Genomic DNA, 24,261 nt, shown 5'->3' with positions numbered 1-24,261 from the left:
GGAACGGACGCTTCCTTCGTACTCACCCTCTCGGGCTTTCCTCCGGGCGCTTCCCTTCGGTCTTGCGTTTCCGACTCTATCAGATCTTTTCTCGATCCGATTCCCGGTCGGCGGGATTTGTCTCGGGCCTGTGGGCTTTCGCTCGTCGGCCTTTCGACATTCACTACGTTAGCCGATTCCCCCACCCGATTCATAATCGGGGTTCTGCGGGTTCGAATTCAGGCATGCAGGCACACCGGAATCGACCCCGCTGAGGGGTTCTCGTAGGTAGTGGGTTGGCCGCTCCGGCTGCTGACAATCGCAGTACCCGGTTCAGCGGCTCGGGCTACGTTACGCACCTTCGAGGGCCGAGTCAACTTCGGCGGCGCCTCGGGACGTGGGCTCGATAGGGGCTCACCGTGGGGTCGTTGGCGATCCAGAAGCGCCAGGGGTGGACGTCCCCGTTGCCACCGTCGCCGGCCACGCCGGTCCGGGGACCATTACGCACCTGGTCAGGGGTGACCGGGGTACCGGCGAGCACCCTCAGTGGTGTCTCGCCGGAGGCGCACGCGTCCGTGCCGTCCAGGGCGCGGCCCACGTCCAGAGCCGTGGCCAGCCGGGCGGGACCTTTGGCCAGTTCCTTGTCGTTTCGGGCCGAGAGTCGACGTCTGCGGGCCAGCTCGGCGCCCTCGATGATCTCGCCGGCGCGGAGCAGGACGGCGCTCGCCTGTCCGTCCGGGCCGCACACCAGGTTCATGCAGTGCCACATGCCGTAGGTGAAGTAGACGTACACATGGCCGGGCGGACCGAACATCACGTCGTTGCGGGCCGTGTGGCCACGATAGGCGTGGGAGCCGGGGTCGTTCGGGCCGTCGTAGGCCTCGACCTCCGTCAGGCGCAGGGTGATCGGACCGTCCGGGGTCGTACGCACGAGGAAGCGGCCGAGGAGGTCGGGGGCCACGTCCAGTACGGGCCGGTCGAAGAAGCTCCGGGGCAGGGGCGTACGGTCGGGGGTCGCGATCATGCCGTCCGAGGGTAGTGCAGGCGGCTGGGTGCAGCAGGGTGGTCAGGGGACGTTCGCCTTGCCAGGGTGGGGCGCGGAACCGGTCGCGGCCGGATCGCGTTTGTAGTGATCAGAGACGTTAGTGAACGAGGGAGAGACATGGCGTTCAAGAAGCTGCTCGCGAGTCTGGGGGCCGGCGGCGCTTCGGTCGAGACGGTGCTGACCGAGGTCAACGTGGTTCCGGGCGGTGTCGTCCAGGGTGAGGTGCGGATCCAGGGCGGATCCGTCAGTCAGCAGATCGAGGCGCTGTCGGTCGGTCTGCAGGCCAAGGTCGAGGTCGAGGGTCAGGACACCGAGTACAAGCAGGACATCGAGTTCACGAAGGTACGGCTGGGCGGTGCCTTCGAGCTGCAGGCGAACGCCGTGCACGCGGTGCCGTTCGGGCTGGACATCCCCTGGGAGACGCCGATCACGATGATCGACGGTCAGCCGCTGCGTGGCATGCACATCGGTGTGACGACCGAGCTGGAGATCGCGCGTGCGGTGGACTCCGGTGACCTGGACCCGATCAACGTGCATCCGCTGCCGGCGCAGAAGGCGATTCTCGACGCCTTCATCCAGCTGGGCTTCCGTTTCAAGAACGCGGACATGGAGCGCGGGCACATCCGGGGTACGCGCCAGAAGCTGCCGTTCTACCAGGAGATCGAGTTCCTTCCGCCGCAGCAGTACCGCGGGCTGAACCAGGTGGAGTTGAGCTTCGTGGCCGACGAGCAGACCATGGATGTCGTGCTCGAGATGGACAAGAAGCCGGGGCTGTTCAGCGAGGGCAGCGACACCTTCCGGTCGTTCCAGGTGGGGTTGCACGACTACCAGGGCACCGACTGGGTGGCGTATCTCAACCAGTGGCTGTCCGAGGTCGGCAGCAAGCGCAACTGGTTCTAGGCTCGAAGCCCACTGAACCATCCGATCAGGAGGTACCGAGGTGACCGAGCTCAAGAGGCGGCCGCTCCCCCACGACTTCCATCCGCCCGTGCCGTCGTTCACGGTCACGAGTGAGGACGTCGAGGAAGGCGCGACGCTCAAGGACGCTCAGGTCTACGCGGCCGGCAACACGTCACCGCACCTGCGGTGGGAGGGCTTCCCGCCCGAGACCAAGAGTTTCGCCGTGACCTGCTACGACCCGGACGCCCCGACGGGGAGCGGCTTCTGGCACTGGGTCGTGTTCGACATCCCGGTGTCGGTGACGGAGCTGCCGGCGGGTGCGGGCAGCGGGAAGTTCGAGGGGCTGCCGGAGGGTGCCGTACAGGCGCGCAACGACTACGGCACGAAGGACTTCGGCGGTGCCGCGCCGCCGCCCGGGGACGGGCCGCACCGGTATGTGTTCACGGTGTACGCCGTGGACCAGGAGAAGCTCGGTGCGGACGCGGACGCCAGCCCGGCTTTCGTGGGCTTCAACCTGCGGTTCCACACGCTGGCGCGCGCCCAGCTGATCGGTGAGTACGAGGTGCCCGCCAAACCCTGACGTTCACCGAACGTTTGCCCGCCTCTGGTCTTGGACGTGATCAGAGGCGGGCATTTTTGTTGCCGGGGGTCACGGGGACACCCCTGTGGAGCAGCAGATATTGCGTTGTCCATCTCGGCGTGCACGGCCAGAGTTGATCCCAGCCCGCCATGGGGTGGGCCGGTGCACACGGGAGGTGGGCTGGTTATGCGGGACACGCTGGTTCTGAACGCGAGCTTCGAGCCGCTGTCGACGGTGACGTTGAACCGAGCCGTCGTTCTGGTGCTTCAGGACAAGGCCGTCGTCGAGCAGGCCCACCCCGAACTGCGTATGCGCGGAGCCGCGGTCGACATACCGGCACCCCGGGTGATCAGGTTGTGCAGGTATGTCCGGGTGCCGTTCCGAAGACAAGCGCCGTGGTCGAGGCGGGGTGTCCTGGTGCGGGACCGGCACAGGTGCGCGTACTGCGGCCGGCGGGCGACGACCGTGGACCACGTGGTGCCGCGGTCGCAGGGTGGTCAGGACACTTGGCTGAATACGGTCGCCTCGTGCGCGGAGGACAACCACCGGAAGGCGAATCGGACGCCGGAGGAGGCGGGGATGCCGTTGCTGCGGGAGCCGTTTGAGCCGACGCCGACGGATGCGATGCTCTTGGCTTTGGCGCAGGATGACTTCGAGGCGTTGCCTCAGTGGCTGGCGCAGTCTGCAGCTTGAGGGCTGCGGTAGTTCGTCGGCTGCGGGTTGGTTGTGGCTGGTCGCGCAGTTCCCCGCGCCCCTTGGGTGTGCGGGGAACTGTTCGTTGTAGGGCGAATGTCAGTCGATCGACGGCTTCTCGCGGCGCTCGGTGCCTGCGCCTGCGTTGCCCGAGGAGCCCGAACCTCCTGCGTTCGGGGCGAAGTTGCCCATGGCGCCGGAGAGGCCCTTGAGGGCGTCGCCGATTTCGCTGGGGACGATCCAGAGCTTGTTGGCGTCGCCCTCGGCGATTTTCGGGAGCATCTGGAGGTACTGGTAGGAGAGCAGCTTCTGGTCGGGGTCGCCGGCGTGGATCGCCTCGAAGACCGTACGGACGGCTTGGGCCTCGCCCTCGGCGCGCAGTGCGGCGGCCTTGGCCTCACCTTCGGCGCGCAGGATCTGGGACTGCTTCTCACCCTCGGCGCGCAGGATTTCGGACTGCCGGACACCTTCGGCCTGGAGGATCGCGGCGCGCTTGTCACGGTCGGCGCGCATCTGCTTCTCCATCGAGTCCTGGATGGAGGTGGGTGGTTCGATCGCCTTGAGCTCGACGCGGTTGACGCGGATGCCCCACTTGCCGGTGGCCTCGTCGAGGACGCCGCGCAGGGCTGCGTTGATCTCCTCGCGTGAGGTGAGGGTGCGTTCCAGGTCCATGCCGCCGATGATGTTGCGCAGTGTGGTGACGGTGAGCTGCTCGATCGCCTGGATGTAGCTGGCGACTTCGTAGGTGGCGGCGCGGGCGTCGGTGACCTGGTAGTAGATGACGGTGTCGATGTTGACCACCAGGTTGTCCTGGGTGATCACCGGCTGCGGCGGGAACGGGACGACCTGTTCGCGCAGGTCGATGCGGTTGCGGATGGTGTCGATGAAGGGGACGACGATGTTGAGGCCCGCGTTCAGCGTCCGCGTGTAGCGGCCGAAGCGCTCCACGATGGCGGCGCTGGCCTGCGGGATGACTTGGATCGTCTTGATCAGGGCGATGAAGACCAACACCACCAGAATGATCAGGACGATGATGACCGGTTCCATCGTCGTTCCCCGTACCCTTCTTCCGCCTCGGCGCTTTCGGCAGTTCTTATGGTGCAGATCTTATGGCTGTTGAAGATCTTGCTGGTCGAGTCTGACAGACCGTCGCGCAGCTCGTGCGGTGTTCGGTCACCTTGCGTCGTGCGAGGTCACATGACGATCGCCGTGGCACCCTCGATGTCCACCACGTCCACTTCCTGGCCTGCCTCGAAGGTGCGGTCGGCGTCGAGGGAGCGTGCCGACCAGACTTCACCGGCCAGCTTGATGCGTCCGCCGGAGCCGTCGACGCGCTCCAGCACGACGGCTTGTCGGCCTTTCAACGCCTCTACGCCGGTGGCGAGTTGGGGGCGTTGTGCGCGGTGCCGGTTGGCGATGGGCCGTACCACCGCGATGAGGGCCGTCGAGACGACGGCGAAGACCACGACTTGGAAGACGGCGTCACCGCCGAAGATGCCGGCGGTCACCGAGGCCGCGATGGCGCCCACCGCGAGCATGCCCAGTTCGGGCATCGCGGTGATCACGAGTCCTATGCCGAGCCCTGCCGCTCCGATCAGCCACCACAGCCACGCGTCGATTTCCACACGGTCATGGTAGGACCGCGGAACGTGCGCGGACAGGGCGCGATCAGGTTGGGAGGTGCTTCTTACCCGTCTTTTTGCGGGTACTTCACCGGCTCAGGACAGCGGGAGGCCCTGGGCGGTCCAGCGGTCGCCGACCTGCTCGACGACGAGCGGGAGGCCGAAGCAGAGGGAGAGGTTGCGGGAGGTGAGCTCGAGCTCGAGGGGGCCGGCGGCGAGGACCTTGCCCTGGCGGATCATGAGGACGTGGGTGAAGCCGGGGGCGATCTCCTCCACGTGGTGGGTGACCATGAGCATCGAGGGGGCGATCGGGTCACGGGCGAGGCGGCCGAGACGGCGTACGAGGTCCTCGCGGCCGCCGAGGTCGAGGCCGGCGGCGGGCTCGTCGAGGAGGAGCAGCTCGGGGTCGGTCATCAGGGCACGGGCGATGAGGGTGCGCTTGCGCTCGCCCTCGGAGAGGGTGCCGAACTTTCGGTCCAGGAAGTCGGACATGCCGAGGCGGTCCAGGAACGCGCGGGCGCGCTGCTCGTCGATCTCGTCGTAGTCCTCGTGCCAGTGGGCCGTCATGCCGTACGCGGCCGTCAGCACGGTCTCCAGGACGGTCTGGCGCTTGGGGAGCTTGTCGGCCATGGCGATGCCGGCCATGCCGATGCGGGGGCGCAGTTCGAAGACGTCGGTGCCGGGGGTGCCGAGGGTTTCGCCGAGGATGGTGGCGGTGCCCTTGCTGGGGTAGAGGTAGCTCGAGGCGATGTTGAGGAGGGTGGTCTTGCCGGCGCCGTTGGGGCCGAGGATGACCCAGCGCTCGCCCTCCTTCACCGACCAGGAGACCTGGTCCACCAGAGCCCGGCCCTCGCGGACCACGGATACGTCCTGAAGCTCCAGAACATCGCTCATGAGCGCGTTGTCTCCCCTTGCAGTGTGGCCGGTCTCGGCTGTCGCGTACGCCTGTGGCTCGGTCCGCCGCGCCGGTGGGCGCAGCCCTCAAGGAAATCTACGCCACCGGTCGGCCGGTCCATTCCATCGGTCCGGTACTTAGGGTGGAGGCATGCTTTCGGAACCGCGCTCTGGACGTCTTGCCGCTTGGGGAAATGCCCTTCTTGCCGGACTTGTTTCGCCGGACGACGCCGTGCTCGCCATCGTCGGGGACGATGCCGTGCACCGGGTGGAGGGGCTGCCGGGTGAGTCGGCACCGGTCGGGCTCACTCTGGCGCTGGGGCGGCTGCGGGCGCTCGGGGTGACCGGGCTGCGGGTCGCACTGCCGGCGCCGGGGCATCCGCTGGGGCTGAGCGGGCCGCCGGAGTTCAATGCGCGGGCGCTGGACGCCGAGGAGGCGGTGATCTGCCACGGCGGTGCGCTCGGGCTGGTGCCGGAGGTGTACGAGGCCGGGCCCGACGGTGATGTCCATGTCGAGGTCGTGTGGCATGTACTGCCGGTGCGGGAGGCGCCACCGGCCGATGTGCCGTCGCTCGGGGAGGCGGAGCGGGAGCTGGCGGAGGCGCTGCGGGAAGCGACCGAGGTGCTGACGCGGCTGGACGTGGCCGGGTCGGGGCCGGTGGCGGAGGCGGCGGTCGATGCGTATCGGGCGCGGGCCGAGCGGGGGCGGGAGGTGTTGGCTCCGGGGTATCCGGGGCGGGCGGTGCGGGTGCTGGAGCTTGCGCAGCGGGTGGGGATGCTGATCTCGGTGGCGTACGAGAACGGGCATGGAGGTGCGGTGAGTGCGTCTGAGATGGCGGCGCGGTCTGAGGCGTTGCGGCCGGTGGAGCGGGTGGCCCGGCGGGCACAAGTTGCTGCGTACAACTCCGTTGTCGAGGAGCGGGAACGGGGCGTGAGGTGAGGGTCGGTTGCTGTGGTGACCGGTGTGGGTGCGGGGCGGGGGTGGGCCGCGCAGCCCGGCGCTTACGGGGTGCCGCCCGCGCCCACCCTCCCCCACTCTCGGCTTCGCTCGAGCGGGGGGACCCCCATCGCCCTGGGCAGCACGACTGCCCGCGGCCTGACGCGGCAAAACTGACCGGCCTCCCGGAGGGAACCCGGGAGGCCGGAGGTCACTGCGGCTTTGCTGTGGACGTCAGCGGTTGATGCCCAGGTTGCCGAAGGCCGGGTTCAGCACGCCGATGACGTTCACGCTGTTGCCGACCGCGTTCACCGGGACGTGCACCGGGGCCTGGACGACGTTGCCCGAGAGGACACCCGGCGAGCCCACGGCCTTGCCGTCGGCCGTTGCGCCGTCGGTGGCGGAAGCCATCCCGGCACCGGCAGCCATGAGCCCCCCGGCCACCATCGTCACGGCCGCTGCCTTCTTCAGGTTCTTCACTTCTGAGCCCTTCTGATGCGATCGCCGCGGCCAGTCGCCGCAGCACGCACTGAAGAACGGCGGAGACCGACGAAGGATGCGCCATTCGGAGGACATTCCCACGACGGTATGAATCTCAGCCCGGAGCGGAACCCTCCGTATTGCCGGATGGGCGTACTGATCAGCCGGTCACCCCATGGCGTACGGCCCACAGTGCAGCCTGGGTGCGGTCCGCCAGGTCGAGCTTCATCAGGATGTTCGAGACATGGGTCTTCACCGTCTTCTCGGACAGCACCAGCGCGCGGGCGATCTCGCGGTTGGAACGGCCGTCGGCTATCAGGCCGAGCACCTCGCGTTCCCGCTCGGTGAGCGAACCCGCCCGGCCCGGGCCGGAGTTGGCCTCCTCCTGGGACAGCAGGGCACCTGCCACCTCGGGCTGGAGCAGGACGTGCCCGGCGTGCACCGAGCGGATGGCGCCGGCCAGCGCGTCGGGATCGACGTCCTTGTACACATACCCGGCGGCGCCCGCGCGCAGGGCCGGGACCACCGTGCGCTGCTCGGTGAAGCTCGTGACGATCAGCACGCGCGCGGGGTTGTCCAGCTCACGGAGTCTGCGCAGCGCCTCGACGCCGTCCATGCCGGGCATCTTGACATCCATGAGGACGATGTCGGGCTTGAGCTCCTCGGCTCGGGCGACACCCTCGGCGCCGTCGGCTGCCTCGCCCACCACCTCGATGTCGTCCTGCACCTCGAGAAAGGTGCGCAGGCCCCGGCGGACCACCTGGTGGTCGTCGACGAGCAGCACCTTGATCGCTTCAGCCACCGGGGACCTCCATCTCGATGGTGGTGCCCTTTCCGGGCGCCGATTCCACAGTGAGCGTGCCACCGACGCCGCTCGCCCGGTCCCGCATGGAGACCAGACCGAGGTGGCGTCCCGCCCGGCGCACCGTGCGGGGTTCAAAGCCGCTGCCGTCGTCCGTGACCCGCAGGACGGCACCGCTGCCGCGCCTCTCCAGGGTCACGTCGACCCGGTCGGCCCCGGAGTGCCGCAGGGCGTTGTGCAGGGCCTCCTGGGCGACCCGCAGCATGGCTTCCTCCTGGGCGGCGGGCAGGGCGCGCACGCCTCGGCCGGTGAAGGTCACGTGCGCGGTGTGGGCGCGGTCGAGGACCTGGATCTGGGTGCGGAGGGTGGCGACGAGGCCGTCCTCGTCGAGGGCTGCGGGGCGCAGTTCGACGACGGCGGCGCGCAGTTCGTCGGCGGCCTCGGCGGCGAGTGCGGCCACCTGTTGCAGTTCGCCCTTGGCGCGGGCCGGGTCGCGGTCGACGAGGGCCGCAGCGGCCTGTGCCGTCAGGCGCAGGGAGAACAGTTTCTGGCTGACCGCGTCGTGCAGTTCGTGGGCGAGGCGGGAGCGCTCCTCGGCGATGGTCAGCTCGCGGCTGCGTTCGTAGAGGCGGGCGTTGGTCAGGGCGATCGCGGCGTGCTGGGCGAGGATGGCCAGCAGTTCCTCGTCGTCCGAGGTGAAGCCGCAGCCGCCTTGCGGCTTGGAGCTCGGGGGGTGTGGGGGGTCTTCCCCCACAGAATGCAGCTTGTTCGCCAGGAACAGTGCGCCGATGACCTCGTCGCCGTCTCGGATGGGCAGGCCCAGGAAGTCGGACAGCTCGGGATGGGCCGAGGGCCAGCCCTCGAAGCGCGGATCGGTACGGACGTCGCCGAGGCGCTGCGGCTTCGCGTCGTGGAGCATCGCGGCGAGGATGCCGTGCTGGCGCGGGAGGGGGCCGATGGCCCGCCACTGGTCGTCACTGACCCCGTCGACCACGAACTGCGCGAACCCGCCGTGGTCGTCCGGGACGCCGAGCGCGGCGTACTGCGCGTCGAGCAGCTCGCGGGCCGAGGCGACGATCGTCTTGAGGACGTCGCGCACCTCGAGGTGCCTGCTCATGGCCAGCAGCGCGGAGCTCACCGCGGCGAGGCCGGACCGGGGGCCGTGACTCATGTCCTCACGGTACCGGCGGGCTGTGACACCGCGGATCGGACCGGTGACGGCAGCCGCCTGGGCCGGTGGGCCTAGGACCGGCCTAGGACCAAGGTTGTGGCCGGATGGATTAGGTCGAAGGGCCCCGGCCGATTGCGGCCCGCGGCCGAGGCGGGGCGGGCGGCCCGGTTCCTACGTTGAGGGCACGCCGATCGAGCGGCGTCGAGGACGAGGGGACGTGGGTCGTGCCAGTAGCAATCATCACGGGGGCCTCGAAGGGGCTGGGGCGGGCGCTCGCCGAGGCGCTGGCCGGCCGCGGCTGGGATCTGGTGCTGGACGCCCGTGGGGCCGAGGCGCTGCGGGAGACGGCTGCGGCGCTCGCGGAGTACGGGACCCGGGTGGAGGCCCTGCCCGGCGATGTCACGGACGCCGGGCACCGGGCCGCGCTGGTCGCGGCGGCCTGGAAGCTGGGCGGCGTCGATCTGCTGGTGAGCAACGCGAGCGCGCTGGGCGCCGAGCCGCTCGTACGGCTGCGGGAGCTGCCGCTGGACGGGCTGCGGCGGGCGCTGGAGGTGAACCTGGTGGCCGCGCTGGGTCTGGTGCAGGAGGCGCTGCCGCTGCTGAAGGCGGCCGAGGCGGGGGCGGTGATCGCGGTCAGCTCGGACGCGGCCGCCGAAGCGTACGAGACGTGGGGCGGCTACGGGGTGTCCAAGGCGGCTCTGGACCATCTCGCAGCGGTGCTGGCCGTGGAGGAGCCGGGGCTGCGGGTCTGGGCGGTCGACCCCGGTGACATGGCCACGGACCTGTACGCGGCGGCCGTACCGGACGACGGTGATCCGCGGCCGGAGCCCGCCGGTGTGGTGCCGGCGTTCCTGCGGCTGCTGGACGAGCGACCGGTGAGCGGCCGCTACGGTGCGCCGGCGCTGCTGGAGGGGGATCGATGACGCCGGCCCTCCAGGTGCCGGAGGAGTTGTCCGCGCGGGTGCCGGTGGAGCAGCGGGGGCCGGGGCTGGACCGGGACGCCGTCCGCCTGCTGGTGTCGCGGGGCGCGGAGGTGTCGCATCACGCGTTCGTGGAGCTGCCGCGGTTGCTGCGGGCGGGGGATCTGCTGGTCGTCAACACATCGCCGACCCTGGCCGCCGCGGTGGACGGGCGGATCGGGCACGCGCGCGTGGTGGTGCATTTCTCGACGCGCGGGGACGACGGGCGGTGGGCGGTCGAGCTGCGGGATCCGGACGGGAAGGGCACCACGCGCGCGCGTGCGGGCTGCCTTGCGGGGACAGAGGTGCGGCTGCCCGGGGGCGTGCGGCTGGTGGTGGAGGAGCCGCTCAGTGCACGGGGCGAGCGGCTGTGGTGGGCACGGCCGTCCGGGGCGGGGGTCCTTGGGATGCTGCGGGAGCACGGGCGGCCGATTCGGTACTCCTATACGGAGCGGGACCAGCCGTTGTCCGTCTACCAGACGGTGTTCGCGCTGCCGTCGGCCGACGGGGCGGGCAGTGCGGAGATGCCGAGTGCGGCGCGGCCCTTCACGGTGCGGATGGTGACGGAGCTGGTGAGCCGAGGTGTGCAGTTCGCGCCTGTGACGCTGCACACGGGGGTGGCGTCGGCGGAGGCACACGAGCCGCCGTATCCGGAGCGTTTCAGGGTGTCTGAGGCGTCGGCGCGGCTGATCAACGCGGTACGGGCGGGGGACGGACGGGTGATCGCGGTCGGTACGACGGCCGTGCGGGCCGTGGAGTCGGCGGCCGGAGCCGACGGCGTCGTACGCGGGCGGGAAGGGTGGACGGATCTCGTCGTCACCCCGGAGCGCGGGGTGCGGGTGGTGGACGGGCTGCTGACGGGGCTGCACGAGCCGGAGGCCTCGCATCTGCTGATGCTGGAGGCGGTCGCGGGGCGGGCGGCGATCGACCGCGGGTACGAGGAGGCCCTGCGCGGGCGCTACCTGTGGCACGAGTTCGGGGACGTGCATCTCCTGCTTCCGGCGGAAGGGGCTCACGCAGAGCATTACTCGCGCAACTGTGGGTGAGACTGTCGCGCGGTCCATGTGAGCCCGCACATAGGGTGCAGATCACGTACGAAGACGCATAGGAGATAAACCCCCTCGTGCCGAGCGGGACAGATGGTCCAATCTGTCCCGTTTTGTCATTTCCATCTCTACTATCCGGGGTAGTACGTCACACCTTTGCCTGGGAATTTTGCGGCCGCTAACAATGGCTGCCGTCGCTCAGCGCCGTGGGTTTCGGCCCGCGGCGTTCGTGCGGGAAGAGCCGATTCCCCCGCTGGACGTAGAGCGACCTCCGCGCTACTCGAAGAGGTCCATCAGCCATGCCCAAGAACACCAAGCTTCGCGACCGTGGTCGCGCGCTGGCCAAGAACCACAAGATCGCCCTCGTCGGTGTCGCCACGCTCGGCGCCGTCAGCCTCGCGTTCTCGGCGGTTCCCTCGGGCGGGCAGACGACCACGATCGACGCCGCCTCCGCGGCCCCGGTGACCTACAGCTCCGAGCGGGTCAAGGACGTCAGGGCCAGCGTCACCGACCAGCTGGCGGTTGCCAGCGTGAAGGTCGAGGCGATCGAGGCGAAGAAGAAGGCCGCCGTCGAAGCCGCCGCCAAGAAGAAGGCCGCCGCCGCCCAGGCCGCCGCCGCGAAGAAGGCCGCCGCCGAGCGGAAGGCGGAGCTGGTGCGTCAGGCGAAGGAGGCCGCGAGCCGGTCCGCGCAGCGCGTCCAGGTCCAGCAGGTCGCCGCGAAGGCGACCTACGCCAACAACCTCGACGGCTGGATCCGGCAGTCGCTGGACATCATGAAGAGCAAGGGCATCCCGGGCTCCTACAACGGTCTGCACCGCAACATCATGCGGGAGTCCTCGGGCAACCCGAACGCCATCAACAACTGGGACATCAACGCCGTCAACGGTGTCCCGTCCAAGGGCCTGCTCCAGGTGATCCCGCCGACCTTCAAGGCGTACCACGTCCCCGGCACGTCCTGGAACATCTACGACCCGGTCGCCAACATCACCGCCGCCGCCAACTACGCGGCCGACAAGTACGGCTCGATCGACAACGTCTTCGGCGCGTACTGACGAAACCGCGCGGACCGAGGCCGGCGCGGACCTCCGGTCGCGCACGCCGAAGGGCGGCACCCCTCCTGACCGGGTGCCGCCCTTCGGCTTCGTACGAACTCCTTGCCCGCGCCTACTTGCGCATGACCTCGGGCTCGTGGCGGCGCAGGAAGCGGGCCACGAAGAAGCCGCAGATCACCCCGAGGGCGAGCAGGGCGGCCATGTCCATGCCCCAGGTGCCGACGGAGTGCTCCCACAGCGGGTCGTTGTCGGCGCCCTCCTCGGGCGGGCTGATCTTGTTGAAGTCCAGCGTGGCACCCGCGGCGGCGACCGCCCAGCGGGACGGCATCAGGTACGAGAACTGGTTGACGCCGACCGTGCCGTTCAGGGCGAAGAGGCAGCCCGTGAAGACGACCTGGATGATCGCGAACATGACCAGCAGCGGCATGGTCTTCTCGGCCGTCTTCACCAGGGACGAGATGATCAGACCGAACATCATCGAGGTGAAGCCCAGCGCCATGATCGGCAGGGAGAGCTCGACGAGCGTGAGCCCGCCGAGGACCAGGCCCTCCTCCGGGAGCTCCCGGCTGGAGAAGCCGATGACGCCGACCAGCAGGCCCTGCAGCACCGTGATCATGCCCAGCACGAACACCTTGGACATGAGGTACGCGGACCGGGACAGGCCGGTCGCGCGCTCCCGCTCGTAGATCACCCGTTCCTTGATCAGCTCGCGGACGGAGTTGGCGGCGCCGGCGAAGCAGGCGCCGACCGCGAGGATCAGCAGGACCGTGGTGGCCGTCCCGTTCGGGATGATGCGCCCGGTCTGCGGGTTGGCCGGGTTGGGCAGCAGGCCGTTGTCCGGGTCGATGAGCAGGCTCACCGCGCCGAGCACGGCCGGCAGGATCAGCATCAGCGCCAGGAAGCCGCGGTCGGAGGCGATCACCGAGACGTAGCGGCGCACCAGGGTGACGAACTGGGACATCCAGCCCTGCGGCTTCGGCGGTTTCATCGCCTGCATCGGCGGCATCTGTACGGACTGTGCGGCTACGGCGTCGATGTCCGCGGCGTACATCTGGTAGTGCTGCGAGCCCTTCCAGCGGCCCGCCCAGTCGTAGTCGCGGTAGTTCTCGAAGGCGGAGAAGACGTCGGCCCAGGTGTCGTAGCCGAAGAAGTTCAGCGCCTCCTCGGGCGGGCCGAAGTAGGCGACCGAGCCGCCCGGCGCCATCACGAGAAGCTTGTCGCACAGTGCCAGTTCGGCCACGGAGTGGGTGACGACGAGGACCGTACGGCCGTCGTCGGCGAGGCCGCGCAGCAGCTGCATGACATCGCGGTCCATGCCCGGATCGAGACCGGACGTCGGCTCGTCGAGGAAGATCAGCGACGGCTTGGTGAGCAGCTCCAGGGCGACCGAGACACGCTTGCGCTGGCCGCCGGACAGGGACGTGACCTTCTTGTCCTTGTGGATGTCGAGCTTCAGCTCGCGCAGCACCTCGTCGATCCGGGCCTCGCGCTCCTGTGCCGTGGTGTCAGCGGGGAAGCGCAGCTTGGCCGCGTACTTGAGGGCCTTCTTGACGGTCAGCTCCTTGTGCAGGATGTCGTCCTGCGGGACCAGACCGATGCGCTGGCGCAGCTCGGCGAACTGCTTGTAGAGGTTCCGGTTGTCGTACAGGACCTCGCCCTGGTTGGCGGGCCGGTAGCCGGTGAGCGCCTTGAGCAGGGTCGACTTGCCGGAGCCGGACGGGCCGATCACCGCGATCAGCGACTTCTCCGGGACGCCGAAGGAGACGTCCTTGAGGATCTGCTTGCCGCCGTCGACCGTGACGGTCAAGTGGCGGGCGGAGAAGCTGACTTCACCGGTGTCGACGAACTCCTCGAGCCGGTCGCCGACGATCCGGAACGTCGAGTGGCCGACGCCCACGATGTCGGTCGGGCCGAGCAGTTGGGATCCGCCCTTGGGGATCGGCTGGCCGTTGACGTACGTGCCGTTGTGCGATCCCAGGTCGCGGATCTCCATGCGACCGTCGGGCGTCGAGTGGAACTCCGCGTGGTGGCGGGAGACCTGGAGGTCGGAGACGACCAGGTCGTTCTCCAGGGCGCGGCCGATGCGCATGACGCGGCCGAGCGCGAACTGGTGGAACGTGGTCGGGCTGCGGTCGCCGTAGACCGGCGGCGCCCCCGCGCCACCACCGGGGCCCTGCTGGTGCGGCACCTTCGCGACGGGCTGCTGCGGTTGCTGCCAGCCGGCCTGCGGGGCCTGCTGCTGCGGCACCTGCTGGGGCGCCTGCTGGGACCAGCCAGGATTGGCGCCCTGAGCGGCGTACGGCTGCTGCTGGGGCTGCGCCTGGGGTGCGACAGCCGCCGCGGCGCCGGACAGGTTCAGCTGTGGTCCGTCGGTCGCGTTGCCCAGGTTGACGGACGAGCCGGGGCCGATCTCCATCTGGTGGATCCGCTGCCCCTGCACGAACGTGCCGTTGGTGCTGCCATGGTCTTCGATGACCCAACTGCGGCCGTTGAAGCTGACCGTGGCGTGCCGCCAGGAGACCCTGGCGTCGTCGAACACGATGTCTCCTTGCGGATCGCGTCCGAGTGTGTATGCCCTGGACGGCTCGAGCGTCCAGGTTCGTCCATTGGTTTGCAGTACGAGTTCCGGCACTCCATGCCCCACTGAGTTGTCCCCCGAGTTACCCCCATCACAGGGAGTCTAGGGATGTCGAACATCGGGGGGAACTATTTCAGGAGCGGCCCCTTGACCGAAAGTCGGGCCTTGTGAAGACCGCGTACGGGCGCAACGACTCGTCCCGTTGACGGGGTTGAAACCGGGCCGGAGAGTGGTAATCCCACGCGAGGGGGACATGCGCGGTGGCGACACCGTGCCGCGGATCGGGGGTCTGCCATGAGCGTCGAGAACGCCGACGAATACGGCAGGAGGCTGCCGTGGGTCGACATCCTGCTGTCCGCGATCGCCTCCGTGAGCTGGGCGCTGATCGGGATGGCGGGCACGGCGGCACTCGGACTGCATCTGCTGGAGGCGGACTCGGCCGGTTCGCTGGGGCCGATGACCGCGGCGGTCGTGGCGCTCGGGGCGGGTGGTTCGGTCACGCCGTCGGGCGATGTGTCCGCGTTCGGACTGGAAGGCGCCGAGGCCACGACGGCCCTCGAGATCACGCCGCTGGGTGTGAGCCTGGTCGGTGCGCTCCTTTTGTCCTGGTTTTTCTTACGGTCCCTGCGTACGGCGGGAGTTGTGGTCGCACCGGCCGAACTCCTCGCGCGCGCGGGTGCGGTGGTCGCTCTGTTCGTGGCGACGCTGGGCGGGCTGGCCTGGGCGGGGCACGACGTCATCACGATCGACGGCGGCTCCCTGGGGCTGGACGAGCTGCCCGGCGGCTCGGGCTCCGGCGGCATCGAGATCCCCGGGCTCGGGGACGTCGGGGACATCGGCGGGCTGCTGCCCGACCGGGTCGGCGACCTCATCGACGCTCAGGCGGCGGTCGGGTTCACCGTGGACACCGCGCCCACGCTGCTCGGCGGCCTGGGCTGGTCGGCCGGGGTCCTGCTGATCGCCCTGCTCGCCTCACGCCGCACTCCCCTGCCACACGGCTGGGAGGCAGTGCACCGGGTCGTACGGCCGGCCGTGTCGGCGCTGGTCGCGGTGCTGCTGGTGGCCGTGGCTGCAGGGCTCGCGGCGGCGGCCTACGCGGCGATCGGCGACGACCATCCGAAGCGGATCGCGGGGGCCGCGCTGCTCGGCGCGCCGAACGGCGTGTGGCTGGGGATTCCCCTCGGGCTGTTCGTGCCGTGGGACGGGGAGGCCTCGGGAGCGCTGACCCGTTTTCTGCCGGATCCGCTGGACGACCTGCTGGTCGACTCCGACCAGCCGGTCACGCTGGGGCGGCTGGCCGAGCTGGACGGGCGGGTGTGGCTGCTCGGCGTGGCGGCGGCGTTGATGATGCTGCTGGCGGGCGTCTTGCAGGGGGTGCGGACGCCGGTACGTGATCAGGGCGCCCTCGGCTTCGCCGGGCGGTGTGCGCTGCGGCTGGGGGTCGTGACCGGGCTGGCGCTGCCGCTGCTCGGCCTGCTGACGGAGGTGTCTCTGGACGCCTCGCTGTCCGTGCTGGGGTTCGATGCGTTCGGGGCGGGGGTCGAACTGCAGGGGCACCTCGGGATGGCGCTGCTGCTCGGCGCCCTGTGGGGCGCGGGTGCGGGTGCCGTCGGCGCGCTGCTGGCGTACGCGACCGGGGCCGCGGGGCGGCAGGCGGCGCCGTTGGCACGCGGTGACGGGGCGCAAGGGGCGCCCGTTCCTGCGGGGGCGTCGGGGCCGTATGCGCCCAGTACGCCGTACCGGCCGCCGAACCCTGACACCAATCCCTATCTGCGGGTGCCGGAGGAGCTGCGGGAGCGCGAGGACGTACGGCCCTCCGAGGGGGCTCCGCGGGGCGACGACGTGTACGGCGCTCCCACCGTCGCCCGGCCCTTCGATCCGCCTCCGCGGCGTCCGGGGCCGCCGTCGTCCGGGCCGTCCGGTTCATCCGGGAGGCAACCTTCCACCTCGCCCGAGGAGGGGCCGCCGCCTCCGCCGCCCGGTCCTCCGCCGCCCGGGCGGCCCAAGGGCCTGCGGTGAGCCGCCGGCCGGGTCGACCGCGGCGGGTGGCTCGGCCGTGGCCGACCCGTCGGGCGTACGCCACCGGAGCGACATCCAGTGTTATCCACTGTTCCGTGTCCGCTAAGCGGACCTCAGGGGCGACAGGCACGGGGTGCCGGTTACGGTGGGAACACCATGAGCGCTTCGCAGACCTCTGACGTCCCGACTCTCCTTGTCAAGATCTTCGGCAAGGACAGGCCGGGCATCACGGCCGGACTCTTCGACACCCTCGCCGCCTACTCCGTCGACGTGGTCGACATCGAGCAGGTCGTCACACGCGGCCGGATCGTGCTGTGCGCGCTCGTGACCGAGCCGCCCCGCGGACTCGAGGGCGATCTGCGGGCCACCGTCCACAGCTGGGCGGAGTCCATGAAGTTGCAGGCGGAGATCATCTCCGGCCTCGGCGACAACCGGCCGCGCGGCCTCGGCCGGTCCCTGGTGACGGTGCTGGGGCATCCGCTCACCGCGGAGGCGACGGCCGCGATCGCCGGCCGGATCACCAGGACCGGCGGCAACATCGACCGTATCTTCCGGCTCGCCAAGTACCCCGTGACGGCGGTCGAGTTCGCGGTATCCGGCGTGGAGACCGAGCCGCTGCGCACCGCCCTGGTCACGGACGCGGCGGCGCTCGGCGTGGACGTGGCGGTCGTCGCTGCGGGCCTGCACCGGCGCGCTCAGCGCCTGGTCGTGATGGACGTGGACTCCACGCTCATCCAGGACGAGGTGATCGAGCTCTTCGCCGCGCACGCCGGCTGCGAGGCCGAGGTCGCCGAGGTGACGGCGGCCGCGATGCGCGGGGAGCTGGACTTCGAGCAGTCGCTGCACGCGCGCGTGGCGCTGCTCAAGGGGCTGGACGCGTCGGTGGTGGACAAGGTGCGCAGCGAGGTGCGGCTGACGCCGGGCGCGCGCACGCTGATCCGGACGCTGAAGCGGCTCGGGTACCAAGTGGGCGTTGTCTCGGGCGGGTTCACCCAGGTCACCGATGACCTCAAGGAGCGGCTGGGGCTCGACTTCGCGCAGGCCAACACGCTGGAGATTGTCGACGGCAGGCTGACCGGCCGGGTCACCGGCGAGATCGTGGACCGGGCGGGCAAGGCGCGGCTGTTGCGCCGGTTCGCCGCGGAGGCAGGCGTTCCGCTGGCGCAGACCGTGGCGATCGGCGACGGCGCCAACGACCTGGACATGTTGAACGCGGCGGGGCTCGGGGTCGCCTTCAATGCCAAGCCGGTGGTGCGCGAGGCGGCGCACACGGCGGTGAACGTGCCGTTCCTGGACACGGTCCTGTATCTGCTGGGCGTGACCCGTGAAGAGGTGGAGGCGGCGGACACGCACGACGAGGACTGAACCGACCGCCGTAGGGAAGGGCCCCGGCACTGCGAGCGTGCCGGGGCCCTTCGCCTGGACGGGATCACTCGGACGGCGCCCAGTAGTCGACCAGGGTGGCCGTCCCCGGTTCCAGGGTCTTCCAGGAGCCGGTGAAGGTCAGCACGGCGAAGGCGGCGGCCGGGAAGCCGCGGCGGCTCATCCGCTCCCGGGCGTCCTCGTCTGCGGAGCCCGCCAGGACCTCGGCGAGGCCCTGCACGCCGGGGTTGTGGCCGATCAGGAGAACGTTCTGCGCGTCGTCGGGGGTTTCGTTGAGCACGGCGATCAGCTCGCCGGGCGAGGCCTCGTAGATCCGCTCCTCGTAGACGGTTTTCGGCCGCTGCGAGAACTCGTGGACGGCGAGCTTCCAGGTTTCGCGGGTCCGGATCGCGGTGGAGCAGAGGGCCAGGTCGAAGGGGATACCGGAGTCGGCCAGCTTGCGTCCGGCGACGGCGGCGTCCTTGCGGCCCCGCTCGGCGAGCGGCCGCTCGTGGTCGTTCACCTGTGGCCAGTCGGCTTTCGCATGCCGGAAGAGGACAATCCTGCGGGGTTCTGCGACGCTCATGAGATCCAGCTTCGCATGAAACAGGCCATGGGGCGCAGGGAGTTGACGGGCGGCTTCGCCCGTGCTCAGCGGGTCATCAGCTGGTGGGCACGCTCGACGAGGTGGGTGATGGCGGGCTCGCCGGTCGCCGCGTGGGCGTCGGAGGGGTTCAGCATGAGGCCCAGCAGCGCGACGAAGGCGACTATCGGCAGGGCGAGGGCCCACCAGGGCAGCCGGATGTCGACGCGGCCCGTGGTCGCCGGGTGGGGCCGGGTGTGCGTGCGGGCCGACATGATGCCTCCGTGGGTCCGTCCTCGATGGGTCGTGGTCCCGCGTCGCGCGGCCACAGTTCGAAGCTACGGAAACAAGAGCCGCCAACCCATCCGGTGATCCACCCACTTGACCCTGACCCTCACCCCCTAAGGGATGGTGGGGCCAGCCCCACCATCCCTTAGGGGGTGAGGGCTGAGGGGTGTCAGGGGGCGGCGATCGACGCCACGATGGCGATGATCACGAAGATGGCGAAGAACGAGCCGAAGACGAGCAGCATCTTCTTCTGGCCGTTCTGGGGGTTCGGATCGAGCACTGGCATGCGGCAAGTCTCCCACCCTGTGCCCGTGTCTCCTCCGCCGGGGGTCAGCGGGCCGCCTCCGCCTCCACCGTGCGGTTGCGGCCCGCGAGGACCCCCACCGCCATCTGGGGGATCATCAGGCCGGCCATGAGGGCGATGGGCAGCCCCCAGCCGCCGCTGTGCTGGTAGAGCACGCCCACCAGGAGCGGCCCCGGGATGGAGATCAGATAGCCGGTGCTCTGTGCGAAGCCCGACAGCTGGGCGACGCCCGCGCCCGTCCTGGCGCGCATCCCGACCATGGTGAGGGCCAGCGGGAAGGCGCAGTTGGACACGCCGAGCAGCAGGGCCCAGGCCCAGGCGCCGCCGGCCGGCGCGAAGTACAGGCCGGCGTAACCGGCGAGTCCGCAGACGCCCAGCGCGAGCACGATCGGCCCCTGCTGGGGCAGTCGCGTGGCGAGCCGGGGGATGACGAAGGCCAGCGGCACGCCCATCACCATGGTGACGGCGAGGAGCAGCCCGGCCGTGCCCGCGGCGACGCCCGCGTCGCGGAAGATCTGGGCCATCCAGCCCATGGTGATGTAGGCGGCAGTGGCCTGGAGCCCGAAGAAGACGGCGAGGGCCCAGGCGGTGCGGCTCCGGGTGATCCGCAGCGCGGGAGCGTCCTCGCGCGCGTGCTCCTGCCGGTCGGCCGCCTCTCCGGCGGACGTCGCCCTCCGGTCCCGTACCAGGGCGATCCACGGGAGTACGGCCGCCGCGGCCGGAACGGCCCAGAGTGCGAGCCCGGACTGCCAACTGCCGCCCAGCACCTCGGTCATGGGCACGGTCACCGCGGCCGCGGCCGAGGTGCCGAGGGCGAGCGCCATCGAGTACAGGCCGGTCATCGAGCCGACCCGGTCCGGGAACCAGCGCTTGACGATGACCGGCATCAGCACGTTGCTGACCGCGATGCCCATGAGGGCGAGGGCGCTGGCGGCCAGGAAACCGGCCGTGCCGCCCGTGTACGGCCGGACGATCAGGCCCGCGGTGATGGCCGCCATGCCGGCGCAGACCACGGCGCCGGGGCCGAAGCGGCGGGCCAGCCGCGGTGCCATGACGCCGAAGACGGCGAAGCAGAGCGGCGGTACCGAGGTGAGCAGGCCGGCCACGCTGCCGCTCATGCCGAGCCCGTCGCGGACCTCTTCGAGGAGCGCGCCGAGGCTGGTGATGGCGGGGCGGAGGTTCAGCGCGGAGAGGACGATGCCGAGGACGACCAGGCGCATGGTCCACGCGCGCGCGGGGGACCTCTCCCCCACCGTCGCCGGCGGGCTGGTTGCCGGACCGCTTACGTCCGGGTGCGTCCTCGTTCGGGTTTCCTCGCTCGCTGCCATAGGTCCATCATAGAATCATGGGATGATTGGCTGTCCATCCCTCTGCGGTCCGCTGCCGCCCGTTCCGTGCGAAGGTGTGCCATGCCCCTGAGCCACCCCCGCCGTTCGGCACTGTCCGAGCAGGTCATCGCCGAGCTGCGCAACCAGATCGCCTCGGGCGAGTGGCCGGTCGGCTCCCGCATCCCGACGGAGCCCGAACTGGTCGAGCAGCTCGGCGTCGCCCGCAACACGGTCCGCGAGGCCGTCCGGGCGCTGGCGCACAACGGCCTGCTGGACATCCGCCAGGGCTCCGGCACGTACGTCGTGGCGACCAGCGAGCTGGCGGGCGTGATGCACCGCCGTTTCGCGGGCGCAGACCCGCGGCACATCGCCGAGCTGCGTTCCGCGCTGGAGTCGGCCGCCGCGAAGCTCGCCGCCGAGCGGCGCACCGAGAAGGACCTCAAGCAGCTCGACGCGCTGCTGCGGCGGCGCGAGGAGGCCTGGGAGTCGGGTGACACGGAGGCGTTCGTGGCAGCGGACGCCACCTTCCACCTGGCGGTGGTGGCCGCCTCCCACAACGACGTCATGACCGCGATGTACGCGGACCTGGGCGAGGTGCTGCGGGACTGGTTGCGCGAGGACGTCGGCGAGAAGCTGACGCCGGAGACGTACATGGACCACACGCGGCTCCTGGACGCCATCCGCGCGGGCGACGCCGAGACGGCGGCGACCGAGGCCGCGGGCTACCCGTTCCAGTGCCGTCCGGGCCGGCTCAGCTCCCCCGGTTCTGGTGGCTGACCCACACCGAGGCGACTTCCTTCCAGCAGCGGCCGGTGAGCCGCACGGTCATCGCGGGCCCGGCGTCGACAGGGGCGCTGTCGGTGTCGATGTCCCACCAACGGTCGCATTCGATGTGCAGTTGGACGCGATCGGTGTCCACGTAGGGATTGTGGCAGTGGGCCACCACATGGGAGCCCTGGATGCTCGTCCGGCACTCGGCGCCGAAGGGCGCAGCCGTCGGTTCGTCGGCCGGCACGCGCGCGTGGGGCATCGCGTCGTACGGAAGAAGCAGGAGGAGGGCTACGGCGACGGTCACTGAGGCCGGGCTGCGGTACAGGCGCACAAGGGGACCTCCTCGGCCGTGCTGGGGAGGGACGCGTGGTGAACGCGAACTCCAGCGTGCCCGGTTGTGGCCCGCCCCCGCCCGGCCGGATGGGCCGAACGGGGGACACGCGAAGGGCCCGCACCCGGTGGGATGCGAGCCCTTGATCAGCGGTGATCAGGCGCCGATGGCATGCAGGCCGCCGTCGACGTGGATGATCTCGCCCGTGGTCTTCGGGAACCAGTCGCTCAGCAGGGCGACGATGCCGCGGCCGGCCGGCTCCGGGTCCTTCAGGTCCCACTCCAGCGGGGAGCGGGTGTCCCACACGGCGGCCAGGTCGCTGAAGCCCGGGATGGACTTGGCGGCCATCGAGCCGAGCGGGCCGGCGGAGATCAGGTTGCAGCGGATGTTCTGCTTGCCCAGGTCCCGCGCCATGTAGCGATTGGTCGCCTCCAGGGCGGCCTTGGCCGGGCCCATCCAGTCGTACTGCGGCCAGGCGAACTGGGCGTCGAAGGTGAGGCCGACGACCGACCCGCCGTTCTGCATCAGCGGCAGGCATGCCATGGTCAGCGACTTCAGGGAGTACGCCGAGACGTGCATGGCCGTGGCGACCGACTCGAACGGCGTGTTGAGGAAGTTGCCGCCGAGCGCGTCCTGCGGGGCGAAACCGATGGAGTGCACGACGCCGTCGAGGCCGCCGAGCTCCTCGCCGACGATGTCGGCCAGGCGGCCGAGGTGCTCGTCGTTGGTGACGTCGAGCTCGATGACCTTGGTGGGCTTGGGCAGCTTCTTGGCGATGCGCTCGGTCAGCGTGGGCCGCGGGAACGCGGTCAGGATGATCTCGGCGCCCTGCTCCTGGGCCAGCTTGGCGGCGTGGAAGGCGATGGAGGACTCCATCAGCACACCGGTGATCAGGACGCGCTTGCCCTCGAGAATTCCGCTCATGGTGATCAGTGACCCATTCCCAGTCCGCCGTCTACGGGGATGACGGCTCCAGTGATGTACGAGGCGTCGTCCGAGGCGAGGAACCGCACCGTCGCGGCGACCTCCTCGGGCTGCGCGTACCGGCCGAGCGGCACCTGCGACACGATGGTGGCGCGCTGCTCGTCGGTGAGCACCTTGGTCATGTCGGTGTCGACGAAGCCGGGCGCGACGACGTTGAAGGTGATGTTGCGCGAGCCCAGCTCACGGGCGAGGGAACGCGCGAAGCCGACCAGGGCGGCCTTGGAGGCGGCGTAGTTCGCCTGGCCGGGGCCGCCGTACATACCGACGACCGAGGAGATCAGGACGACGCGGCCCTTCTTGGCGCGCAGCATGCCCCGGTTGGCACGCTTGACGACGCGGAAGGTGCCGGTGAGGTTGGTGTCGATGACCGAGGTGAAGTCCTCCTCGGACATGCGCATCAGGAGCTGGTCCTTGGTGATGCCGGCGTTGGCGATCAGCACCTCGACGGGGCCGTGCTCGGCCTCGATCTCCTTGTAGGCCTGCTCCACCTGCTCGGGGTCGGTGATGTCGCACTTGACGGCAAGGCAGCCCAATTCGGTGAGGGCGGCCGGCGGCTCCCCCGAACGGTACGTGATCGCAACCTTGTCGCCGGCGTCGGCGAAAGCGCGGGCGATGGCGAGGCCGATGCCCCGGTTGCCTCCGGTGACGAGAACCGAGCGGCTCAACGGATCACCCTTTCGATAGCGGTCTGATGCCCCCGCCCGAACACCTGGATGACAGGCGGCTTCTTCTGAAACCTATCGGTCCAGTTCCACGCGCGGACATTCGGGCACCGACAGTGGCTTGGGGGACTCACTGTCGGGTTCCTACAGATGGGCGGGCCCTGATCCGCCAGACGGGCGGGCCCTGATCCACGGTGGTCAGTCCACCAGGCCGGGGGCGTGGGCGGCCAGGCCCACTTGGCGGGCGATGTCCAGCATTCGCCGGTCGTACGTCACCAGGGCGGTGAGTTGATCGCCGAGCGACTGGGCACTGGCCACGTGTACGGCGTCCAGGGTCCGGATACGGCCGGGCAGAGCCGCCGCGCCCTCTCTCACCTCGCGGGTCAGAAGGATCTCCGTCACCCGCTCCTCTAGGTCCTCCATGGCCTTGGGGAAGCTGCCGACGAGGTCCAGTGTGCGAACCGTCTCGACGAACCCGAGCGTGCTGGTGCACAAGGGAAGGGTCGCGTGCTCGTCGAGAAATGTGTCGAGATCCGCCCAGGGGCTGCGGCGTGACATCCAGGTGATCAACGCCGACGAGTCCATGTAGATCAACGGTCGTCCTCCTCCCGCTCGGCGAGCAGGACGGCCAGAGGATCCACGCCTTCCGGCACGTCGTAGCGCGGCATGCCGTGCCGGTCGGCGGCGGTCGTCGGTTTCAGCTTGATCCTCCCCTGCGCCACCAGATGCGCGTACCGCTCCATGGGCCCGTTGGCCGGCGTCAGTATGGCGATGACGTTGCCGTGCCGGGTGACCTGGACGGTCTCGCCCTTCTCGACGCGCGCGAAGATCGCGCTGGGGTTGTACGAGAACTCGCGGACGGAGACGGTGCTCACGGGAGCCTCCCTGCGG

The 24,261-nt window shown here is 70.1% G+C and carries 27 protein-coding genes; 10 read left to right on the top strand and 17 right to left on the bottom strand.

What is annotated here, in order from left to right:
- Positions 1-352: 352 nt before the first annotated feature.
- Positions 353-1,003, bottom strand: coding sequence for a DNA-3-methyladenine glycosylase (locus ACFVJQ_RS32300; RefSeq protein WP_385789122.1), 651 nt, complete (start codon positions 1,001-1,003; stop codon positions 353-355).
- Positions 1,004-1,141: 138 nt separating this feature from the next.
- Between ACFVJQ_RS32300 and ACFVJQ_RS32295 the strand changes: the two genes are divergently transcribed.
- The 3 genes from ACFVJQ_RS32295 to ACFVJQ_RS32285 all read left to right on the top strand — a co-directional run bounded on the left by ACFVJQ_RS32295 (position 1,142) and on the right by ACFVJQ_RS32285 (position 3,197).
- Entirely contained in the window at positions 1,142-1,924 is a 783-nt protein-coding gene (locus ACFVJQ_RS32295) for a sporulation protein (RefSeq protein WP_385515889.1), read from the top strand.
- Positions 1,925-1,964: 40 nt separating this feature from the next.
- Complete coding sequence (locus tag ACFVJQ_RS32290; RefSeq protein WP_385789120.1) at positions 1,965-2,504, top strand: YbhB/YbcL family Raf kinase inhibitor-like protein; 540 nt, start codon at positions 1,965-1,967, stop codon at positions 2,502-2,504.
- A gap of 186 nt (positions 2,505-2,690) precedes the next feature.
- Positions 2,691-3,197, top strand: coding sequence for an HNH endonuclease (locus tag ACFVJQ_RS32285; protein WP_385515887.1), 507 nt, complete (start codon positions 2,691-2,693; stop codon positions 3,195-3,197).
- A 99-nt stretch (positions 3,198-3,296) separates the two neighbouring features.
- On the opposite strand, the gene ACFVJQ_RS32280 is transcribed toward ACFVJQ_RS32285, so the two are convergent.
- From ACFVJQ_RS32280 to ACFVJQ_RS32270, 3 genes are all read right to left on the bottom strand, one after another.
- Complete coding sequence (locus tag ACFVJQ_RS32280) at positions 3,297-4,244, bottom strand: SPFH domain-containing protein (protein WP_224739398.1); 948 nt, start codon at positions 4,242-4,244, stop codon at positions 3,297-3,299.
- A 146-nt stretch (positions 4,245-4,390) separates the two neighbouring features.
- On the bottom strand, positions 4,391-4,822 hold the full coding sequence (locus ACFVJQ_RS32275; protein ID WP_129797124.1) for an NfeD family protein: 432 nt from the start codon (positions 4,820-4,822) through the stop codon (positions 4,391-4,393).
- Positions 4,823-4,915: 93 nt separating this feature from the next.
- On the bottom strand, positions 4,916-5,713 hold the full coding sequence (locus ACFVJQ_RS32270; protein WP_385515886.1) for an ABC transporter ATP-binding protein: 798 nt from the start codon (positions 5,711-5,713) through the stop codon (positions 4,916-4,918).
- A gap of 151 nt (positions 5,714-5,864) precedes the next feature.
- Between ACFVJQ_RS32270 and ACFVJQ_RS32265 the strand changes: the two genes are divergently transcribed.
- Positions 5,865-6,653 (top strand): hypothetical protein, encoded by a 789-nt coding sequence (locus ACFVJQ_RS32265; protein ID WP_385515885.1) that lies wholly within the window; start codon positions 5,865-5,867, stop codon positions 6,651-6,653.
- 231 nt (positions 6,654-6,884) lie between these two features.
- Here the strand turns inward: ACFVJQ_RS32265 and chpE are convergent, their stop codons facing one another.
- The 3 genes from chpE to ACFVJQ_RS32250 all read right to left on the bottom strand — a co-directional run bounded on the left by chpE (position 6,885) and on the right by ACFVJQ_RS32250 (position 9,103).
- Positions 6,885-7,130, bottom strand: coding sequence for a chaplin ChpE (gene chpE, locus ACFVJQ_RS32260; protein WP_224735870.1), 246 nt, complete (start codon positions 7,128-7,130; stop codon positions 6,885-6,887).
- A 160-nt stretch (positions 7,131-7,290) separates the two neighbouring features.
- Entirely contained in the window at positions 7,291-7,932 is a 642-nt protein-coding gene (locus ACFVJQ_RS32255) for a response regulator transcription factor (RefSeq protein WP_129797127.1), read from the bottom strand.
- The gene (locus ACFVJQ_RS32250) at positions 7,925-9,103 is read right to left on the bottom strand and encodes a GAF domain-containing sensor histidine kinase (RefSeq protein WP_385789117.1); all 1,179 of its coding nucleotides are present in this window, start codon (positions 9,101-9,103) and stop codon (positions 7,925-7,927) included. The genes ACFVJQ_RS32255 and ACFVJQ_RS32250 overlap by 8 nt, the downstream gene beginning before the upstream one ends.
- 224 nt (positions 9,104-9,327) lie before the next feature.
- On the opposite strand from ACFVJQ_RS32250, the gene ACFVJQ_RS32245 reads away from it, so the two are divergent.
- The 3 genes from ACFVJQ_RS32245 to ACFVJQ_RS32235 all read left to right on the top strand — a co-directional run bounded on the left by ACFVJQ_RS32245 (position 9,328) and on the right by ACFVJQ_RS32235 (position 12,160).
- Entirely contained in the window at positions 9,328-10,026 is a 699-nt protein-coding gene (locus ACFVJQ_RS32245) for an SDR family NAD(P)-dependent oxidoreductase (RefSeq protein WP_385789115.1), read from the top strand.
- Positions 10,023-11,108 (top strand): S-adenosylmethionine:tRNA ribosyltransferase-isomerase, encoded by a 1,086-nt coding sequence (locus tag ACFVJQ_RS32240; protein ID WP_385789114.1) that lies wholly within the window; start codon positions 10,023-10,025, stop codon positions 11,106-11,108. The genes ACFVJQ_RS32245 and ACFVJQ_RS32240 overlap by 4 nt, the downstream gene beginning before the upstream one ends.
- Positions 11,109-11,407: 299 nt before the next feature.
- Positions 11,408-12,160 (top strand): transglycosylase SLT domain-containing protein, encoded by a 753-nt coding sequence (locus ACFVJQ_RS32235; protein WP_385789112.1) that lies wholly within the window; start codon positions 11,408-11,410, stop codon positions 12,158-12,160.
- 112 nt (positions 12,161-12,272) lie between these two features.
- Here ACFVJQ_RS32235 and ACFVJQ_RS32230 read toward each other — a convergent pair whose 3' ends face one another.
- The gene (locus tag ACFVJQ_RS32230; protein ID WP_385789110.1) at positions 12,273-14,804 is read right to left on the bottom strand and encodes an FHA domain-containing protein; all 2,532 of its coding nucleotides are present in this window, start codon (positions 14,802-14,804) and stop codon (positions 12,273-12,275) included.
- A gap of 228 nt (positions 14,805-15,032) precedes the next feature.
- On the opposite strand from ACFVJQ_RS32230, the gene ACFVJQ_RS32225 reads away from it, so the two are divergent.
- Both ACFVJQ_RS32225 and serB read left to right on the top strand, forming a co-directional pair.
- Positions 15,033-16,757 (top strand): streptophobe family protein, encoded by a 1,725-nt coding sequence (locus tag ACFVJQ_RS32225; RefSeq protein WP_385789108.1) that lies wholly within the window; start codon positions 15,033-15,035, stop codon positions 16,755-16,757.
- A 156-nt stretch (positions 16,758-16,913) separates the two neighbouring features.
- Positions 16,914-18,122 (top strand): phosphoserine phosphatase SerB, encoded by a 1,209-nt coding sequence (serB, locus tag ACFVJQ_RS32220; protein ID WP_224736317.1) that lies wholly within the window; start codon positions 16,914-16,916, stop codon positions 18,120-18,122.
- 64 nt (positions 18,123-18,186) lie between these two features.
- On the opposite strand, the gene ACFVJQ_RS32215 is transcribed toward serB, so the two are convergent.
- From ACFVJQ_RS32215 to ACFVJQ_RS32200, 4 genes are all read right to left on the bottom strand, one after another.
- Positions 18,187-18,705, bottom strand: coding sequence for a SixA phosphatase family protein (locus tag ACFVJQ_RS32215; RefSeq protein ID WP_385515878.1), 519 nt, complete (start codon positions 18,703-18,705; stop codon positions 18,187-18,189).
- Positions 18,706-18,770: 65 nt separating this feature from the next.
- The gene (locus tag ACFVJQ_RS32210) at positions 18,771-18,977 is read right to left on the bottom strand and encodes a hypothetical protein (RefSeq protein WP_385515877.1); all 207 of its coding nucleotides are present in this window, start codon (positions 18,975-18,977) and stop codon (positions 18,771-18,773) included.
- A 182-nt stretch (positions 18,978-19,159) separates the two neighbouring features.
- The gene (locus tag ACFVJQ_RS32205; protein ID WP_129797136.1) at positions 19,160-19,276 is read right to left on the bottom strand and encodes an SGM_5486 family transporter-associated protein; all 117 of its coding nucleotides are present in this window, start codon (positions 19,274-19,276) and stop codon (positions 19,160-19,162) included.
- A gap of 44 nt (positions 19,277-19,320) precedes the next feature.
- Positions 19,321-20,622 carry a CynX/NimT family MFS transporter gene (locus tag ACFVJQ_RS32200; protein WP_385515876.1) on the bottom strand — a complete coding sequence of 434 codons (1,302 nt, stop codon included), beginning with the start codon at positions 20,620-20,622 and terminating at the stop codon, positions 19,321-19,323.
- An 81-nt stretch (positions 20,623-20,703) separates the two neighbouring features.
- Between ACFVJQ_RS32200 and ACFVJQ_RS32195 the strand changes: the two genes are divergently transcribed.
- Entirely contained in the window at positions 20,704-21,399 is a 696-nt protein-coding gene (locus ACFVJQ_RS32195; RefSeq protein ID WP_224736321.1) for a FadR/GntR family transcriptional regulator, read from the top strand.
- Here ACFVJQ_RS32195 and ACFVJQ_RS32190 read toward each other — a convergent pair.
- The 5 genes from ACFVJQ_RS32190 to ACFVJQ_RS32170 form a co-directional block, all read right to left on the bottom strand.
- On the bottom strand, positions 21,374-21,724 hold the full coding sequence (locus ACFVJQ_RS32190) for a hypothetical protein (RefSeq protein WP_385515875.1): 351 nt from the start codon (positions 21,722-21,724) through the stop codon (positions 21,374-21,376). The two genes, ACFVJQ_RS32195 and ACFVJQ_RS32190, sit on opposite strands and share 26 nt — an antisense overlap.
- A 156-nt stretch (positions 21,725-21,880) precedes the next feature.
- On the bottom strand, positions 21,881-22,648 hold the full coding sequence (fabI, locus tag ACFVJQ_RS32185) for an enoyl-ACP reductase FabI (protein ID WP_385789105.1): 768 nt from the start codon (positions 22,646-22,648) through the stop codon (positions 21,881-21,883).
- Positions 22,649-22,653: 5 nt separating this feature from the next.
- A complete protein-coding gene (gene fabG, locus ACFVJQ_RS32180) occupies positions 22,654-23,373 on the bottom strand; it encodes a 3-oxoacyl-[acyl-carrier-protein] reductase (RefSeq protein WP_385515873.1) in 720 nt (239 codons plus the stop codon).
- Between the two features lie 195 nt (positions 23,374-23,568).
- Positions 23,569-23,955, bottom strand: a complete 387-nt coding sequence (locus tag ACFVJQ_RS32175) for a PIN domain-containing protein (RefSeq protein WP_385789130.1) — start codon at positions 23,953-23,955, stop codon at positions 23,569-23,571.
- Between the two features lie 5 nt (positions 23,956-23,960).
- Positions 23,961-24,245, bottom strand: a complete 285-nt coding sequence (locus ACFVJQ_RS32170; protein ID WP_385789103.1) for a type II toxin-antitoxin system Phd/YefM family antitoxin — start codon at positions 24,243-24,245, stop codon at positions 23,961-23,963.
- Positions 24,246-24,261 lie beyond the last annotated feature (16 nt).

The organism is Streptomyces sp. NPDC127197, from assembly GCF_042672405.1.
Classification (GTDB): Bacteria; Actinomycetota; Actinomycetes; order Streptomycetales; family Streptomycetaceae; genus Streptomyces; species Streptomyces flavusporus.
This window is presented reverse-complemented; position numbering and strand designations above follow the sequence as displayed.

Coding starts and splice junctions, on each gene's coding strand:
- ACFVJQ_RS32235 (WP_385789112.1), top strand. CDS start 11,408: ATGCCCAAGAACACCAAGCTTCGCGACCGTGGTCGCGCGCTGGCCAAG.
- ACFVJQ_RS32270 (WP_385515886.1), bottom strand. CDS start 5,713: ATGAGCGATGTTCTGGAGCTTCAGGACGTATCCGTGGTCCGCGAGGGC.
- ACFVJQ_RS32175 (WP_385789130.1), bottom strand. CDS start 23,955: ATGGACTCGTCGGCGTTGATCACCTGGATGTCACGCCGCAGCCCCTGG.
- ACFVJQ_RS32265 (WP_385515885.1), top strand. CDS start 5,865: ATGCTTTCGGAACCGCGCTCTGGACGTCTTGCCGCTTGGGGAAATGCC.
- ACFVJQ_RS32200 (WP_385515876.1), bottom strand. CDS start 20,622: ATGGCAGCGAGCGAGGAAACCCGAACGAGGACGCACCCGGACGTAAGC.
- ACFVJQ_RS32250 (WP_385789117.1), bottom strand. CDS start 9,103: ATGAGTCACGGCCCCCGGTCCGGCCTCGCCGCGGTGAGCTCCGCGCTG.
- ACFVJQ_RS32215 (WP_385515878.1), bottom strand. CDS start 18,705: ATGAGCGTCGCAGAACCCCGCAGGATTGTCCTCTTCCGGCATGCGAAA.
- ACFVJQ_RS32280 (WP_224739398.1), bottom strand. CDS start 4,244: ATGGAACCGGTCATCATCGTCCTGATCATTCTGGTGGTGTTGGTCTTC.
- ACFVJQ_RS32300 (WP_385789122.1), bottom strand. CDS start 1,003: ATGATCGCGACCCCCGACCGTACGCCCCTGCCCCGGAGCTTCTTCGAC.
- ACFVJQ_RS32225 (WP_385789108.1), top strand. CDS start 15,033: ATGAGCGTCGAGAACGCCGACGAATACGGCAGGAGGCTGCCGTGGGTC.
- fabI (WP_385789105.1), bottom strand. CDS start 22,648: ATGAGCGGAATTCTCGAGGGCAAGCGCGTCCTGATCACCGGTGTGCTG.
- serB (WP_224736317.1), top strand. CDS start 16,914: ATGAGCGCTTCGCAGACCTCTGACGTCCCGACTCTCCTTGTCAAGATC.
- ACFVJQ_RS32240 (WP_385789114.1), top strand. CDS start 10,023: ATGACGCCGGCCCTCCAGGTGCCGGAGGAGTTGTCCGCGCGGGTGCCG.
- ACFVJQ_RS32195 (WP_224736321.1), top strand. CDS start 20,704: ATGCCCCTGAGCCACCCCCGCCGTTCGGCACTGTCCGAGCAGGTCATC.
- ACFVJQ_RS32295 (WP_385515889.1), top strand. CDS start 1,142: ATGGCGTTCAAGAAGCTGCTCGCGAGTCTGGGGGCCGGCGGCGCTTCG.
- ACFVJQ_RS32210 (WP_385515877.1), bottom strand. CDS start 18,977: ATGTCGGCCCGCACGCACACCCGGCCCCACCCGGCGACCACGGGCCGC.
- ACFVJQ_RS32285 (WP_385515887.1), top strand. CDS start 2,691: ATGCGGGACACGCTGGTTCTGAACGCGAGCTTCGAGCCGCTGTCGACG.
- ACFVJQ_RS32205 (WP_129797136.1), bottom strand. CDS start 19,276: ATGCCAGTGCTCGATCCGAACCCCCAGAACGGCCAGAAGAAGATGCTG.